The 13,309-nt window shown below is 60.4% G+C and carries 14 protein-coding genes; 5 read left to right on the forward strand and 9 right to left on the reverse strand.

The genetic code is table 11. The features are described from left to right. Nucleotides 1-248: 248 nt before the first annotated feature. A complete protein-coding gene (locus tag ACQY7U_RS25980) occupies nucleotides 249-860 on the forward strand; it encodes a trimeric intracellular cation channel family protein (protein WP_428651446.1) in 612 nt (203 codons plus the stop codon). Nucleotides 861-1,277: 417 nt separating this feature from the next. On the opposite strand, the gene ACQY7U_RS25985 is transcribed toward ACQY7U_RS25980, so the two are convergent. The 5 genes from ACQY7U_RS25985 to ACQY7U_RS26005 all read right to left on the reverse strand — a co-directional run bounded on the left by ACQY7U_RS25985 (nucleotide 1,278) and on the right by ACQY7U_RS26005 (nucleotide 5,048). Continuing rightward, nucleotides 1,278-2,186: an ornithine cyclodeaminase gene (locus ACQY7U_RS25985; protein WP_428651449.1), complete on the reverse strand. Its 909-nt coding sequence runs from the start codon at nucleotides 2,184-2,186 to the stop codon at nucleotides 1,278-1,280. Nucleotides 2,187-2,207: 21 nt separating this feature from the next. Next, a complete protein-coding gene (locus tag ACQY7U_RS25990; protein WP_428651451.1) occupies nucleotides 2,208-2,573 on the reverse strand; it encodes a LapA family protein in 366 nt (121 codons plus the stop codon). Between the two features lie 63 nt (nucleotides 2,574-2,636). Next, nucleotides 2,637-2,936 (reverse strand): integration host factor subunit beta, encoded by a 300-nt coding sequence (gene ihfB / locus ACQY7U_RS25995; protein WP_428651454.1) that lies wholly within the window; start codon nucleotides 2,934-2,936, stop codon nucleotides 2,637-2,639. Nucleotides 2,937-2,951: 15 nt separating this feature from the next. Then, entirely contained in the window at nucleotides 2,952-3,938 is a 987-nt protein-coding gene (sppA, locus tag ACQY7U_RS26000) for a signal peptide peptidase SppA (RefSeq protein WP_428651456.1), read from the reverse strand. A 186-nt stretch (nucleotides 3,939-4,124) separates the two neighbouring features. Then, on the reverse strand, nucleotides 4,125-5,048 hold the full coding sequence (locus ACQY7U_RS26005; protein WP_428651459.1) for a MurR/RpiR family transcriptional regulator: 924 nt from the start codon (nucleotides 5,046-5,048) through the stop codon (nucleotides 4,125-4,127). A gap of 168 nt (nucleotides 5,049-5,216) precedes the next feature. On the opposite strand from ACQY7U_RS26005, the gene ACQY7U_RS26010 reads away from it, so the two are divergent. The 3 genes from ACQY7U_RS26010 to ACQY7U_RS26020 are packed head-to-tail and all read left to right on the forward strand — an operon-like array spanning nucleotide 5,217 to nucleotide 8,087. After that, nucleotides 5,217-5,726, forward strand: a complete 510-nt coding sequence (locus ACQY7U_RS26010; RefSeq protein WP_428651462.1) for a TRAP transporter small permease — start codon at nucleotides 5,217-5,219, stop codon at nucleotides 5,724-5,726. Continuing rightward, nucleotides 5,723-7,006 carry a TRAP transporter large permease gene (locus tag ACQY7U_RS26015; RefSeq protein WP_428651465.1) on the forward strand — a complete coding sequence of 428 codons (1,284 nt, stop codon included), beginning with the start codon at nucleotides 5,723-5,725 and terminating at the stop codon, nucleotides 7,004-7,006. Before ACQY7U_RS26010 ends, ACQY7U_RS26015 begins: the two co-directional genes overlap by 4 nt. A gap of 34 nt (nucleotides 7,007-7,040) precedes the next feature. Continuing rightward, on the forward strand, nucleotides 7,041-8,087 hold the full coding sequence (locus ACQY7U_RS26020) for a DctP family TRAP transporter solute-binding subunit (RefSeq protein WP_428651468.1): 1,047 nt from the start codon (nucleotides 7,041-7,043) through the stop codon (nucleotides 8,085-8,087). A 286-nt stretch (nucleotides 8,088-8,373) separates the two neighbouring features. On the opposite strand, the gene ACQY7U_RS26025 is transcribed toward ACQY7U_RS26020, so the two are convergent. Next, the gene (locus ACQY7U_RS26025) at nucleotides 8,374-8,802 is read right to left on the reverse strand and encodes an FKBP-type peptidyl-prolyl cis-trans isomerase (RefSeq protein ID WP_428651470.1); all 429 of its coding nucleotides are present in this window, start codon (nucleotides 8,800-8,802) and stop codon (nucleotides 8,374-8,376) included. Between the two features lie 136 nt (nucleotides 8,803-8,938). After that, nucleotides 8,939-9,418, reverse strand: a complete 480-nt coding sequence (locus tag ACQY7U_RS26030) for a MarR family winged helix-turn-helix transcriptional regulator (RefSeq protein WP_428651473.1) — start codon at nucleotides 9,416-9,418, stop codon at nucleotides 8,939-8,941. A 219-nt stretch (nucleotides 9,419-9,637) separates the two neighbouring features. Here ACQY7U_RS26030 and ACQY7U_RS26035 point away from each other — a divergent pair, with 219 nt between their 5' ends. Continuing rightward, the gene (locus tag ACQY7U_RS26035; RefSeq protein ID WP_428651475.1) at nucleotides 9,638-11,572 is read left to right on the forward strand and encodes an FAD-binding monooxygenase; all 1,935 of its coding nucleotides are present in this window, start codon (nucleotides 9,638-9,640) and stop codon (nucleotides 11,570-11,572) included. 4 nt (nucleotides 11,573-11,576) lie between these two features. Here ACQY7U_RS26035 and ACQY7U_RS26040 read toward each other — a convergent pair whose 3' ends face one another. Together ACQY7U_RS26040 and ACQY7U_RS26045 are read right to left on the reverse strand one after the other, a co-directional pair. Next, complete coding sequence (locus tag ACQY7U_RS26040) at nucleotides 11,577-12,626, reverse strand: DUF3616 domain-containing protein (RefSeq protein ID WP_428651478.1); 1,050 nt, start codon at nucleotides 12,624-12,626, stop codon at nucleotides 11,577-11,579. Between the two features lie 101 nt (nucleotides 12,627-12,727). Next, on the reverse strand, nucleotides 12,728-13,231 hold the full coding sequence (locus tag ACQY7U_RS26045; RefSeq protein ID WP_428651481.1) for a hypothetical protein: 504 nt from the start codon (nucleotides 13,229-13,231) through the stop codon (nucleotides 12,728-12,730). Between the last annotated feature and the right edge of the window lie 78 nt (nucleotides 13,232-13,309).

Below are 13,309 nucleotides of genomic sequence, written 5' to 3' on the forward strand. Positions count from 1 at the left end.
TGCCACCGGGCGGTGTCCCTGAATTTGCCCTGCAACGGCACCCCCACCCCTAATCGCTCCCCACAAGGGGGCGAGGGACCATCCCGCAATGCCTTGCCAAATCACTGGACATTGACGCGGCTCCTTGGAAAATGCAGGAACCTGATCCAATTTCGGCGGAGTTCGCCTCCCCCTTGTGGGGAGGGGTTAGGGGTGGGGTAAGGGGCTGCTGAATTCACCCCGGAAATAGCGAGGCTTTAGGAGAAGACATGCTGCTGCAGTTGCTTGACTATCTCGGCGTCGCGGTCTTTGCGGTCACCGGCGGCATTGTCGCCTCGCGCAAGCAGCTCGATTTCATCGCCTTTCTGTTTTTCGCCACGCTCACCGGGGTCGGCGGCGGTACCTTGAGGGATCTGCTGCTTGGCGTTCCGGTGTTCTGGGTCGGAAATGAAGGCTACCTGCTGGTCTGCCTGATCGTCAGCGTGTTCGTCTGGTTCTTCGCCCACTGGATCGAAACCTTGAGCAAACCCCTGCGATGGGCGGACGCTATCGGCATCGCCGCCTATTCCGTGATGGGGGCCGCCAAGTCGCTGACGGTCGGCGACACGACGCTGGTGGCGGTCCTGATGGGTGTTTCGACCGCGACCTTCGGCGGGATCCTGAGGGACACGATCGCCCGCGAGCCGTCTTCCATCGTCAAGTCCGAGATCTATGTCAGTGCCGCCTTTGCCGGTGCCGGCAGTTTCGTGGTGCTGGTGAACCTCGGTGCACCACAGCCGGTGGCAGCCTTGCTGGCGGCGGCCATTGCGCTGGTGCTACGGGGCGGGGCGATCCTGCGGGGCTGGACGTTGCCCGGATATCGGGCCCGGGGGAGCCGGTGACAGGAAGCCTTCGGTTCGTGGCCCTGAAGAGGACGACCTGGCTCGCGTGTTGGGCAAAGCCCTTGTTCGCGTCGTTGCGTCGAGCCAAAGCAAAAGCCGGCTCTTTTGAACCGGCTTTGTGAAATTCTGACGAAATTCGGCATAGGCATGTGACAGTGCCGCTGGTGCCGGGACCTGTTCGTCCTAATAAACGAGCCCCGTCGAGACCGACACGCAGATCATCAGTCCGATCGCGATTGCCGGCAAGCTTGCCGAATAGGCAAGTGTCCTAAGCATATGTTGCTCCCTGGCCAATAGTGATGTGAAAGCGGGCAGGCGCCGGAGTACAGCGTCCGGGCAGTCCTGATCACTTGCCGCTTTCGGGGGCATCCCCCTGCTGTCCAGCAATGTGGTGTGCACGGTGCCGAGTTCCAGTGACTACGTTCTCAAAAAAATGTGTGCGGCGAGCGCGAAGTCGGCGAGACCCGTGCGCGGGCCTGGCAGGAACAGGGTCCGCTGGCCATAGTAGCGCCGGCCGGCCCTGGTGCCCTGTGTGAGGTCTTTCAGGTCTGCGGCCCACTCCAGTTCGGTGCGCGGCGGGGTGCCGAGATCGGAAGAGAAAAGACGCGCTTCCTGCAGCAGTTCGGTCGGCAGCGTCGCCGCCGGGTCGAGCACGTCGATGTGACACCCGGCCGGGGGGTCGAGATAGGTCAGCGCGTGGTAGGTGCCTGTTCCGGATTCCGGCCCGGCTACAAGGATCATGTCCGCGCCTTCCTGCGCGGCATAGATCTCGTCCGTGACGCCGACATGAACCTTCTTCAGGGCAGGCAGACCGGAAATCCGTTTCCGGGTCTCCGGTGACGTGCCCGCGAGCAGGATGGAGGTGAATTTCCGCACCGATGCGTAGGCGGACAGGAGCCTGGCCAGCCGCGGGTCGTCGCCGATGACAAGGAGGCGGGACGTGTCCTCCCGGGAAAGATAGTTCGCCGCCAGTGCGTGAATGCCGGCAGAGCGCCACACCTTTAGGCGCATGCCGTCGAGAAGGGCTATCGGTTGTCCGCCGGATCCTGAAAACAGGATATAGAGGCTGGAGGACAGGCCGGACTGTTCCGGCAGGTTCAGGGCAAGGGTGCAGCCGATATAGCCGCGTGTCACATCGCCCTGGGCCGCAAAATCGGTCCAGGCGGGCTGAATGGACAAGGCCCCGCTGAGCTGGTTGAGCCGCGGGATGTCGAGGTCGGGTGTCCTGGGCGTGATCGTGTTCGACCGGAAGGCCCGGCGCAGCGTTTCAAGAACAGCCCTGTCCTCAAGACAGGCATCGATCTCGTCGCTCGAAATAATGCGCATGGTTCAGATCATGAACTCTCGTCACGCCGCGGACCGGTTGTCCGGCCCCATGAGTCCCTTCACACCGGCAGCTTGCCGGGTATCCGTCTGCATTTCGCGAAGCTGGTCGGCTTCCCTGTGCCATTTGTCCGCTTCGCGCCGTTTGACACGCGCCTCCTTGCGGTAGCGGCCCTGCCTTGCCCAGACCGCGAGCCCGCCGATGATCACGCCGAGGGCCACGCTCGCAAAAAATATCCAGAAAAGGGGAATGTTATGAACCGTCAACCGGGGATCCTGCGGATCGAACGGGTTGAACGACAGCGAAACCTCGTGCCGGTTGGCGACCGACAGGGGAACCAGAACCACGATGATTGCAAACAGGAACACATACTTGAGTAAGCGGGCCACGTCGGTCTCCCGGGAGTTGTCGGTTCAGAATTCCATTTTAGACATGTGCCCGGGCCGGAGCAATTATTCCTCGCCGTGGTCCACACCATCGTTGAGCCGCAGACGCATTTCCTTGCCGGTCTTGAAGAAGGGAACGAATTTTTCGTCCACTTCGACCTTCTGGCCGGTTCTCGGATTGCGGCCGGTGCGTGCCGGACGGTTCTTGACGGAGAAGGCGCCGAAGCCGCGCAGCTCCACTCGATCTCCCCGCATCAGGGCTTCCGTGACCTCATCCAGAATGGCATTGACGATATTCTCGACGTCCCGCTGATAAAGATGCGGATTCTGTTCGGCGATATGCTGCACAAGCTCAGATTTGATCATGAAGAGCCCCCTCCCTTACGGATGACTGTCTGCCGCGTCTGAAGCCTGCCAAACGGATACGAGCCCGTCAAGCGTAAGACCCCGTGGAATCAGCCCCTTAGCCTCATTTAACGGATTTAATAGGGCTGAGCCGATGCCTTTGCCGAATTCGCGGGAGATCCGGGAGGTGAACGGCAGCTCCTCCAGATTTTCCGAAGAGGTCCAGGTGATCACGGGAAGGTCCTTTGCAACGCCCTTTTCGCTCTCCAGCCAGGCGACCGCCTTGTCCTCGCCGCCGATGGCATCGACGAGCTTCTGATCGAGCGCATTATGCCCCGTCAGGATGCGGCCGTCGGCAAGTTCCCTGGCTCTTGCCGGGTCGAGTTCCCGGCGCTCGGAAACGAGACCTACGAACCAGTCGTAGCTGTCCATAACCAGCGTCTTGAGCATGGCTCGCGCTTCCGGCGTGGAGGCGGAGTAAAAGTCCGGTTCGGCTTTCAGGGGCGCGCTTTTGACCGCTTCCATCTCGACGCCGACGGTATCCATCAGCTTCTCGATGTTGCCGAACTGGAACAGGACGCCGATTGATCCGGTGATGGAGTTGTACCTTGCAACGATATGATCCGCGGCGATTGCGACAAGATATCCGGCGGAGGCCGCGACGGTGCGGATTTCCGCCACAACCGGTTTCTTGCCCGCCAGTTCGCGCAGGGCCTCGTAGAGTGCCTCGCCACCGGTGGTGCTGCCGCCGGGCGAATTGATCGAGATGATGACGCCCTTGACCGCATCCGACTTGCCGATCTTTTCGATCATCTGGAGGGTCTTGCGGTTTTCTATGATGACGCCTTCAATCGGGATGCGCGCGATATGTGCCTTGCGCTTCGACAGATCGCCTGCACCGGAGACATAGGCAAGCCCGCCGATGAGGGCCGCGGCCAGGATCACAAAGGTGGCTATTCGCCAGAAGGTCACCTTGCGCCGCAAGCGCCTGCGATCAATCAACGCGTCAAAATCAACCGACATGAAACCCCCGGTCTCCTGAGAAGTGCAAAACAATTTACAGTCTTGATAGGATGTCTGCCCGAAATTGCAAACCACATTGCTAATTTCATTGATAAAAATGGCAGTTCTGCGGAGTTTGGGACGCGCGCGGAGGCAAAAGTGGCCGGAACCGTCGTTGTTCGGCGCCGGTCACATGTCAGTGAGATTTCAGTCTCCGAGCGGCTGCGGTCCTGTCCGGCCGTGAAAGGCGGTCAGCGAGGCCCGGATACGGCGGAGGTTTTCGCTCGTTTCGTCCGGCCGTTTCTGGGCAACCGTCATTGCCAGGGCGTCCACGATAACGAGGTGGGCGTAACGGGAGGCCGTCGGCTTGTAGATGTCGGGGTCCTCGGGCAGGTCGACAAGGATTGTCAGTCTTGAGATCTGCGCCAGCCGGGAACCCTTGGGCGCAATCGCAATTGTCCTGGCGCCGTAGCCACCGGCGATTTCCGCTGCCGCCACGATTTCGTCGGCTTCACCGCTCGCCGAGATGCATAGCAGCGTATCCTCGGGGCGAAGGGTTGCCGCCCGCATCTGCAGGAGATAGCTGTCATTGAGCGCGACCGAGGGAATGCCGAGGCGGAAAAAGCGATTGGCCGCTTCCTGCGCCACCATGGAGGAACCGCCGCCGATGCCGGCGACCAGAAGCTGACGACTCGCGGCAAGCCACGAGACGGCTTCGTCGATGACGGCCGGGTCCACCTGTTTGCGCATCACGTTTGCGGTTGCATAAAGTGCGCCCAGAACACGGTCGATGGCGGTGTCGCTGGTCACCAGTTCGCTGGCCGGCGTCTCGGAAATATACTGCAGACTGACGGCCAGGTTCTGTGCAAGGCGCAGCTTGAATTCCCGGAAACCGTCGCAGCCGAGCGTTCGGCAGAAGCGGACGACGGTCGGCGTACTCACGCCACACGCCTTGGCCAGCTGCGCAATCGTCATGTCGGAAATCTCGGACAGGTGCTCCCCGACATAGTCGGCAACCTTCTGTTCCCGGGAAGGAAATTGACCGGTGTGTTCGCGCAGGGCCGAGATGAGGTCGATCGCGGCCTGTCCACTCGCACCGTCGCCGGATGGTAGTCTGATCTTCGCCTGCACACGTGTCTCCCTGAATGCCGTCACTTGTAATTCGATTACAGAAAACCGTCAATCTTGATCGAAATATAGCCCAGGTTACGCAAAAAATGTAACTTAAAAACAAAAATTGCTTGACGAAATCCGTTTTTGATCCAAAAAATGTAATTCAGATACATTTGGGAGGATGTCATGAGGGAGTGGGCTGCTAAATCCAGCGCGCGGCTGAATGCAGGTGTCGAGGCGGTAATCGCCCTGCTGATGGTGCTGCTGGTTCTGGATGTCTGGCTCGGGGTTGTCGACCGGTATCTGTTTCACTGGCAACTGCCCTGGCCGGAGATCATCGCGCGCTATCTGATGATCTGGGCGGCCATGCTGGCGGTCTCCTCCGGCATTGCCCGGCGCGATCACATCGGCCTGACCGCCGCCATCATGCGCGTGCCCGTTCCGCTCAGAAGGACGGTGCTCGTTGCTATCGATCTCTGCATCCTTGCACTGTTTTTCTACGTTTTCTGGTACGGGCTCGGCTTCGCGGAGAGCGGAGCGAAACGCCAGGCCATGATTTTCGGCATCAGCCTGCAGCCTTTTTATGCCGCCATACCCACGGCTGCCGGCCTTGCCGCCATCCAGACCGTCCTGGCCATGATCCGTGACAGCGGCACCCATCTGGATGTTCCCCCCTTTCAGGAGGCTTCGGCATGATCGTCGCAGCGGTTTTCATCGGCTTTGTCCTGCTCGGCATGCCCATCGGCTTTGCCATTGGCGCTGCCGGTGTGGTCGGACTGATCGACATGGGCGGGGATCAGTTCCTGGCCATCGGGCCGAGCCGGATCTTCAATGGCCTCAACATCTTCCCCTTCCTGGCCATGCCGTTCTTCATCCTTGCCGGCGAAATCATGAACCAGACCGGCATTACCGACCGGCTGGTGAAACTGGCGCAGGTGCTCGTCGGGCATTTCCGGGGCGGGCTTGCCCATACCAACATGCTGGCATCGGTGTTCTTCGCGGGCCTCACCGGGTCGGCGACCGCGGATGCGGCCGCTTTCGGGCGGACCCTGGTGCCGGCCATGGTCAAGGAAGGCTACCGCCGAGACTACGCCTGCGCGGTGACCGCCGCCGGATCCATCATCGGTCCGACCATCCCGCCGTCCGGTCTGATGGTTGTCTACGGATCGCTGATGGGGGTCTCCATCGGCGGGCTGTTCGCGGCGGGCATCCTGCCCGGGCTGGTCATCTGCGCGGTCTGCATGACGGTTATCGCCCTGGGGGCGACCCGAAACAGCCTGCCCAAGGCGGAGCGGCGCGCGAACCTGAAGGAAATCTGGCGGGTCTTCGTGTCCTCGATCACCGCGCTGCTGATGCCCGTCATCATTCTGGGCGGCATTCTCGGGGGGGTCGTCACACCGACGGAAGCCGCTTCGATCGCGGTGGCCTATGCGCTCTTCATCGGCGCCTTCGTCTACCGCACGCTGACCCTGAAGGCCTTCTACCAGATGCTGGTGCGCACGGCCCGCATCACCGGCGTGATCTTCGTCATCATCGCCTTTGCCGGCATTCTCGGCTGGTGGATGAGCTTTGAGAAAATTCCGCAGATGCTGGCCGAAACCATCCTGGGTATAGCCGACAGCCGGTTCGCGGTGATCGCGATCATCATCGGCCTGCTGCTGGTCGTCGGCATGGTCATGGACATCACCGCCATCCTCATCATCCTGGCGCCGGTTCTCGTGCCGCTGACGGCCCAGGTCGGCCTGGAGCCGATCCATGCCGGCATCATCTTCGTGCTTGCGCTCAATATCTCGCTGATGACGCCGCCCGTCGGCGCCTGCCTGTTCGTTCTCTCTTCGGTTACCGGAGAGAAGCTGGAACGCATCGCCGTCAAGCTGGGGCCATTCCTGGTCGCGGAAGTGGCGGTGCTGTTCGTTTTCGCCTTCTGGGAGAGTGCGGCGCTCTATCTGCCGCGCGCTTTCGGGTTTGCCCAATAACAAGAAACCACCAGACAGAGGAATGGAGATACTCATGAAAAAACTGGCAAAAGGACTGGCCGTCGGCCTTGTTGCGACACTCATGACCGGGAGCGCACTTGCTGACGGCAAGGTGCTGAAGTTCGGTCACGACAACAAGACCGATCCGTTTGAGAACCCGGCACACGCCTGCACGGCGGTCTTCTCCAACATTGTCAATGCCGACACCAATGGTGCGGTCGAAGTGGAGGTCTTCGGCTCCAACCAGCTCGGCTCGGCGGCCGAACATGTGCAGCACGTGCGTGATGGTGTCATCCAGGCGACGCTCACCTCGACCGGCGCGCTCGCCAGCTACTATCCGCGCATCGACGTGTTGAACCTGCCGTTTGCCTTCGCCGACAATGCGGCGACCTACGAGGTCTTCGACGGGCCGTTCGGCAAGGCGCTGGCCGCCGACATCGAGGCCACGCTCGGCGACGTCGTCGTGCTGGGTTTCCCGGATACGGGCGGCTTCTTCGCGGTGACCAACTCCAAGCATCCGATCGCCAATCTGGGGGATTTCGATGGCATCCGCATCCGCACCATGACGCTGCCGTCCCACCAGACGATCATCAAGGCGCTCGGCGCCCAGGCCTATCCGCTGTCCTGGGGTGAGGTTTATTCCGGGCTGCAGACCGGCGTGATCGACGGCCAGATGAACCCGGTGCCGATCATTTCCTTCGCGAATTTCTCCGAAGTTCAGAAGTATCTGACGCTGACCAACCATCTGTTCTCGCCCTATACCTTCATGGTCAACCGTGACTTCTTTGAAGGCCTCACAGAGGACCAGCAGAAGGCCCTGCGCTATGCGGCCGAGTCCTGCGTGACCGCCAGCCGTGGCCTGTCCCGCATCATTGAAGCTTCGGACCGGGGCCTTGCCGGCCTGATGGACAAGATGGAAGTGACGGCACTCAGCGCGGAACAGCGCAGCGCCATGGCGGCTGCCGCCCAGCCTGCCTTCGAAACGCATGTTGCGGAAAACCTCGACGCCAAGGCGAACGAACTGCTCGGCCTGTTCAAGGAGGAAGTCCAGAAGGCCAACGACAGCGTCTTCATGAACTGACGTTGTGAAAAAAATCGGTCCGGGTGCGGTATTGTCCGAGCCTGGCCACAAAGAAAAGCCCCGCGGGAAATCGCGGGGCTTTTTTCTGGATTTCGTCATCACGAACGCAGCGAAGCGAAGATCCGGGATCGGTGAGCCCGGGACTGCCCGTTGCCGGGGTAGATCAACGTCTGGGCTTTGGCTCTCCGGTCCCGGCTCGCGCTACGCTTGGCCGGGATGATGCCACTTGCTCAAGCGCAATCAGGTCGCTTCTGGCCGATAACGCTTCACTGAACGTCCGCTCCGATCAGTTGATGCCGGTCAGCTGGATTTCGAAGGTCAGCGCCTTGCCCGCCAGCGGGTGGTTGGCGTCGAGAATCACTTCCTCGTCCGAAATCTCGACAACCGTCACGGTCATCATCTGGCCATTCTCGGTTTGTGCCTGCAGTTGCAGGCCGATGGATAGCGGCACGGTTTCCGGGATATGCGTGCGCGGAACCGCCTGTTTGGCCGCCGGATTGTGAGGGCCATAGGCGTCTTCCGCGTCTATACGGACCGTTTTTTCGTCACCGACCTTCATGCCCGGAATGGCACGGTCGAGGCCGGGGATGATCTGGCCGGACCCGACGGTGAACTCAAGCGGTTCGCGGCCTTCGGAACTGTCAAAAACGGAGCCGTCGTCCAGCGTACCCTTGTAGTGAAGACGAACCGTGTCGCCGCTCTTGGCTTCGGTCATGGGGCTATCGCAATTCTGTCTGGGGGTGAGTTTTGAGGCCGCGAAGGTTTCTGCGGGTGCTCGTCGTATCGTTCCGAGCGTAAAGGAGCAGGCGCAAAAGTAAAGGCCGGGCCAAACCTTGGCCGTTTCACGGGTTTCAGTCCTGCTTTGACCCTGCCGGTTTTGCCCGCAGCGGTGCGCGGCTGAGATCGTTGAGTGCCTCGGTCGCCTTGCGCAGGAGGCGCATGAATTCCGCCGCTTCTTCTTCTTCCAGGCCGCTCAGTATGACCTTTTGGGCTTCCAGCACTGCCGGAGTGAGTTGTTCCAGTGCCGTCAGGCCTTTTGGCGTCATATGCAGTACACGCGCGCGCCTGTCCTTCTCACTGACCTTGCGCGACAGAAATCCCTTCTGGACCAGCCGGTCCACCACTCCGGCAATGGTCGTCCGGTCGTAGGCGATCAGGCCGGCAAGCGTCACCTGGTCGACACCCGGGTTCGTGCTGACCCTGAAGAGGGCCGCAAACTGAACCGGTGTCAGGTCGAAACCTGCCGCTTCCACTTCGCCATGAAACACCGCGACTGCGATCTGTTGCAGCCTGCGGATCAGGTGTCCCGGCATGTCCTTCAAATCCGGCATTGCGTGCTCCCTTGAGATTAAAATAGGAAGTATGCTGATTTTATTGACAGCATGCTGATAATCAGTATACTTCCTTTATCGATGTCCTGTCGATGCCTGTCCGGGCATCTTCTTGTGAACATCTCATGCGGGAGCCGCCTTCCGGAACGGAATGGCGGATTTGACAGCAAAAATCATTTCCCGTGTGGCCCCATCGAACAAGGCGAAGGGAGCCAACCCATGCAATTCCACCTCAACGGGTTCCGGGCCGGTGATCCGGACATTAGCGAGCTGACAGAAAATGCAGCGAGGCTTGCCAATACGGAGACACTGCCGGAAGCGGTCGACGTTCTGATAGTCGGCTGCGGTCCGGCAGGCCTCACGCTTGCAGCGCAGCTTTCAGCCTTTCCCGACGTCACCACCCGGATCGTCGACCAGAAACACGGTCCGATGAAACTCGGTCAGGCAGACGGTGTCGCCTGCCGGACGATGGAGATGTTTCACGCCTTCGGCTTCGCGGAAAGAGTGGTGAAGGAGGCCTATTGGGTCAATGAGACCATATTCTGGAAACCGGACCCGTTAGCGCCGGAAAACATCGCCCGAAGCGGCCGGGTTCAGGATGTCGAGGACGGGCTTTCGGAGTTCCCGCATGTGATCCTGAACCAGGCCCGGGTGCATGATTTCTATCTGGATGTCATGAAAAACTCTGCGAGCCGGCTGGAACCGAATTATTCGAGACGCCTTGCCGGTCTTGAAATCGCGGATGCCGTGTCAGAGGCAAGTCATCCGGTGACGGTGCGCCTGGAGCGCACGGACCCGGAGCATGAAGGCCAGGTGGAAACCCTCCGGGCGAAATATGTTGTCGGCTGCGATGGTGCGCGCAGCGCGGTGCGCAGGTCTCTGGGAAGGGACCTTGCGGGCGATTCCGCCAATCAGGCCTGGGGAGTGATGGATGTGCTTGCCGTCACCGATTTTCCCGATATTCGGCTCAAGACGCTGATCCAGTCCTCCGGTGATGGAAGTATCCTGATCATTCCGCGGGAAGGAGGCTATCTGGTCCGCATCTATGTTGAACTCGACAAGCTCAATGAAAACGAGCGTGTCGCCAGCCGGAACATCACCGTAGAGCACCTGGTTGCCGCGGCGCGACGCATTCTTCATCCCTATTCGCTCGACGTGAAGGAAGTTGCCTGGTGGTCGGTCTACGAGATCGGCCAGCGCATCTGCGAAAAGTTCGACGACGTTCCGGAAGAGCGGGCCGGTGCCCGCCTGCCGCGCGTATTCATCGCGGGCGATGCCTGCCACACCCACAGTCCGAAAGCCGGGCAGGGGATGAATGTGTCCATGCAGGACACCTTCAATCTCGGCTGGAAACTGGCCCATGTGCTCAAGGGGCTGAGCGGCCCGGAGTTGCTGGCCACCTATTCCTCTGAGCGCAAGGACATCGCGCAGACCCTCATCGATTTCGATAAGGAATGGTCGCACATGCTGAGCGCACCGGTCAGGTCGGAAAGCAACCCGGGCGGGGTCGATCCGGCTGAAGTCCAGAAGTATTTCGTGCAGCACGGCCGCTACACCGCGGGCACCGCCTCCAGATACCGGCCGTCGGTGCTGACGGGCGACGGCAGATACCAGCAACTGGCGGCGGGATTTCCAATCGGAATGCGCTTTCATTCCGCGCCCGTGATCCGGCTGGCGGATGCCAAGCCGGTGCATCTGGGGCACACCGTCAAGGCCGATGGACGCTGGCGTCTCTTCGCCTTCGCGGGCGAGGGAGACCCGGCATCCGACGGCTCTTGCATTCAGGCTCTTTGCGAGTTTTTGCAGTCATCCCCGCATTCACCAGTGCTGAGGTGCACGGCAGCCGGAGAGGATATCGATGCGGTTATCGATGTCAGGGCGGTCTTCCAGCAACCGCACCGGGAGCTTGCCCTGGAGGCAATGCATCCGTTCCTGCTGCCGGCCAAGGGGCGTTACGGCCTGCGGGATTACGAAAAGATGTTCTGTCCGGACTTCAAAGGGGGCAGCGACATATTCGACATGCGAGGGATCGACCGCGCTCATGGCTGCATGGTGGTGGTGCGCCCGGACCAGCATGTCGCCGATGTTCTTCCGCTCAGCGCGCATGAGGAACTTTACGAGTATTTCAGCCGAATCCTGCGGCAGCGGGCCTGACGTCCTACTTCGGGATACTGAATTCAACGGGATCTCCGTTTTCGACGCCGTCGAGCAGCACGAGCACGCGGTAGTGTTTACCCGTTTCTTCCAGAAGCAGCAGGGTTTCCGCGCTGTCGGATGTTTTCAGGCCCGGAAGCTCGCCCAGAAAGACCGGTTCGTGATCGTCCTTGCCGCCGCTCCAGAACCAGACCGCCGGTTTCGGGGCTGGCGGGCGGCGCTTTTCGCCGCAGGTCATGGCCTCGTCGCCGCGCCGGTCGTCGCTGCGGCCGGACAGGATCAGGAAGCCGGTCCCGGCCTTGGTCAGATCCCGTATCCCGACGTTGTCGCCAAGCTTGACGGCAGTGACCTGCGCTTTTGGCACCTCAGCCCCGAAGAGAGCGGAGCGCGAGACGTGCAGGATCAGGGCGTGACCGGAAATGCACGGGCTCCGGAGCCCGAAGAGCAACTCGTCACCGGCGGCCGCAAGCCCTTCGATGGTGATGCCGTTTCGATCCAGTTTTTGTTCCGCATGGAGCCCGAGAACCTCGTTTGTCTTCAGGACCTCCCTGAGAAGTGCTGACCTGGAAATTTCCCTGACAGCGTCCTTGCCGTTGAAGGAATAGGCGGGCAGTCCGGTGGCAGGGGCGACCGGAATGCGGAAAACGAAGAATTGTGATGGCCTCAGGTTCCCGGCCCGGGAAAGGCCATGCGACCCCGTGACATAAAAGTATGCGTCTTCCCCGTCCTTCGTCGCGGGCGAATAGGCGACTGCTTCCGCGTCGATCTCCTTCATCTCCACGCCGCCGATCTTCTTGGGAAGCAGAGGAAGGATAGGTCCCGGCGAGACGCTATTGCCGTCGATGGTGAAGAACTGGGCGTATTTCTTCTCGTCATTGACGGCGAGGCAGACATTTGTGGGGTTCGCGCAAGCCGCCCCGCTCAGGGACGAGCGGGCCTCCCGGCTCTTGCCGAAGTCTTCCGTCACCTGCCAGCTTTCCGGCGTGCGGGTGATGTCCGCTAGCGCCGGGGCTGTCCAGAAGAGCGTCAGAAATGCAAGGACGATCGGGCGCATGGGTAGCTTTCTGAATGCGGTGTTTTCAAAACTCAGATCAGATGCATATTCTTAAAGAGTCGTCTGAAGTGCAAATAAAGAGGGCCCGGATCCAGGCGCGTTCAAAAGGCTTTCGGCACAGCGGTCTCACCGGGAAATGCCAGAACCTGATTTGAATCTTCCCACAGAATCTTGCCCGGGTCGCGCATCCTGATTTCCCGGATTTCGCATCCGGCCACGGTCAGTGCGGCAGCCAGCTGCCGCGCCCGGTCCACCATTCGGCCTCCGTCAGACAGAAAGAAACGTGCGTCCGATTTGAACCAGAACAGCGATTTTCTGACTTCATACGTACGCTGTTTTCCTCGCAACTTCGGATATTTCAGTTGGCCGCCGCCCTTGGAGCTAAACCAGTAAAACGCTTCTTCATGTGCTTTCTGGACGCTTCCCTTGAGTTGGGAGAAGTCGATCTCGTCACGTGCCGTGAACATGCCAAGTTCCGCGTCGACTGTCGGGTGGGGCCGGTTGCAAACAAATCGAACAAACATTTCCCTAGATTGGGAGAGGAAGTTGCAAACTTCAACCTGAAGGCGGTTTATTTGCTGGGGGCTTTGGGACTGCCGGTCCATAAACAAAAAAGCCCGGCGTCTCCGCCGGGCTTTCGCGTTTTCTGTTTTTAAAAAACAGAAATCTTAGTCTTCGTTCTG

Origin of the sequence: Roseibium sp. (assembly GCF_050301095.1) — a bacterium.
Lineage (GTDB): Bacteria > Pseudomonadota > Alphaproteobacteria > Rhizobiales > Stappiaceae > Roseibium.

Coding starts and splice junctions, on each gene's coding strand:
- ACQY7U_RS25980 (WP_428651446.1), top strand. CDS start 249: ATGCTGCTGCAGTTGCTTGACTATCTCGGCGTCGCGGTCTTTGCGGTC.
- ACQY7U_RS25985 (WP_428651449.1), bottom strand. CDS start 2,186: ATGCGCATTATTTCGAGCGACGAGATCGATGCCTGTCTTGAGGACAGG.
- ihfB (WP_428651454.1), bottom strand. CDS start 2,936: ATGATCAAATCTGAGCTTGTGCAGCATATCGCCGAACAGAATCCGCAT.
- sppA (WP_428651456.1), bottom strand. CDS start 3,938: ATGTCGGTTGATTTTGACGCGTTGATTGATCGCAGGCGCTTGCGGCGC.
- ACQY7U_RS26010 (WP_428651462.1), top strand. CDS start 5,217: ATGAGGGAGTGGGCTGCTAAATCCAGCGCGCGGCTGAATGCAGGTGTC.
- ACQY7U_RS26015 (WP_428651465.1), top strand. CDS start 5,723: ATGATCGTCGCAGCGGTTTTCATCGGCTTTGTCCTGCTCGGCATGCCC.
- ACQY7U_RS26020 (WP_428651468.1), top strand. CDS start 7,041: ATGAAAAAACTGGCAAAAGGACTGGCCGTCGGCCTTGTTGCGACACTC.
- ACQY7U_RS26025 (WP_428651470.1), bottom strand. CDS start 8,802: ATGACCGAAGCCAAGAGCGGCGACACGGTTCGTCTTCACTACAAGGGT.
- ACQY7U_RS26030 (WP_428651473.1), bottom strand. CDS start 9,418: ATGCCGGATTTGAAGGACATGCCGGGACACCTGATCCGCAGGCTGCAA.
- ACQY7U_RS26035 (WP_428651475.1), top strand. CDS start 9,638: ATGCAATTCCACCTCAACGGGTTCCGGGCCGGTGATCCGGACATTAGC.
- ACQY7U_RS26040 (WP_428651478.1), bottom strand. CDS start 12,626: ATGCGCCCGATCGTCCTTGCATTTCTGACGCTCTTCTGGACAGCCCCG.
- ACQY7U_RS26045 (WP_428651481.1), bottom strand. CDS start 13,231: ATGGACCGGCAGTCCCAAAGCCCCCAGCAAATAAACCGCCTTCAGGTT.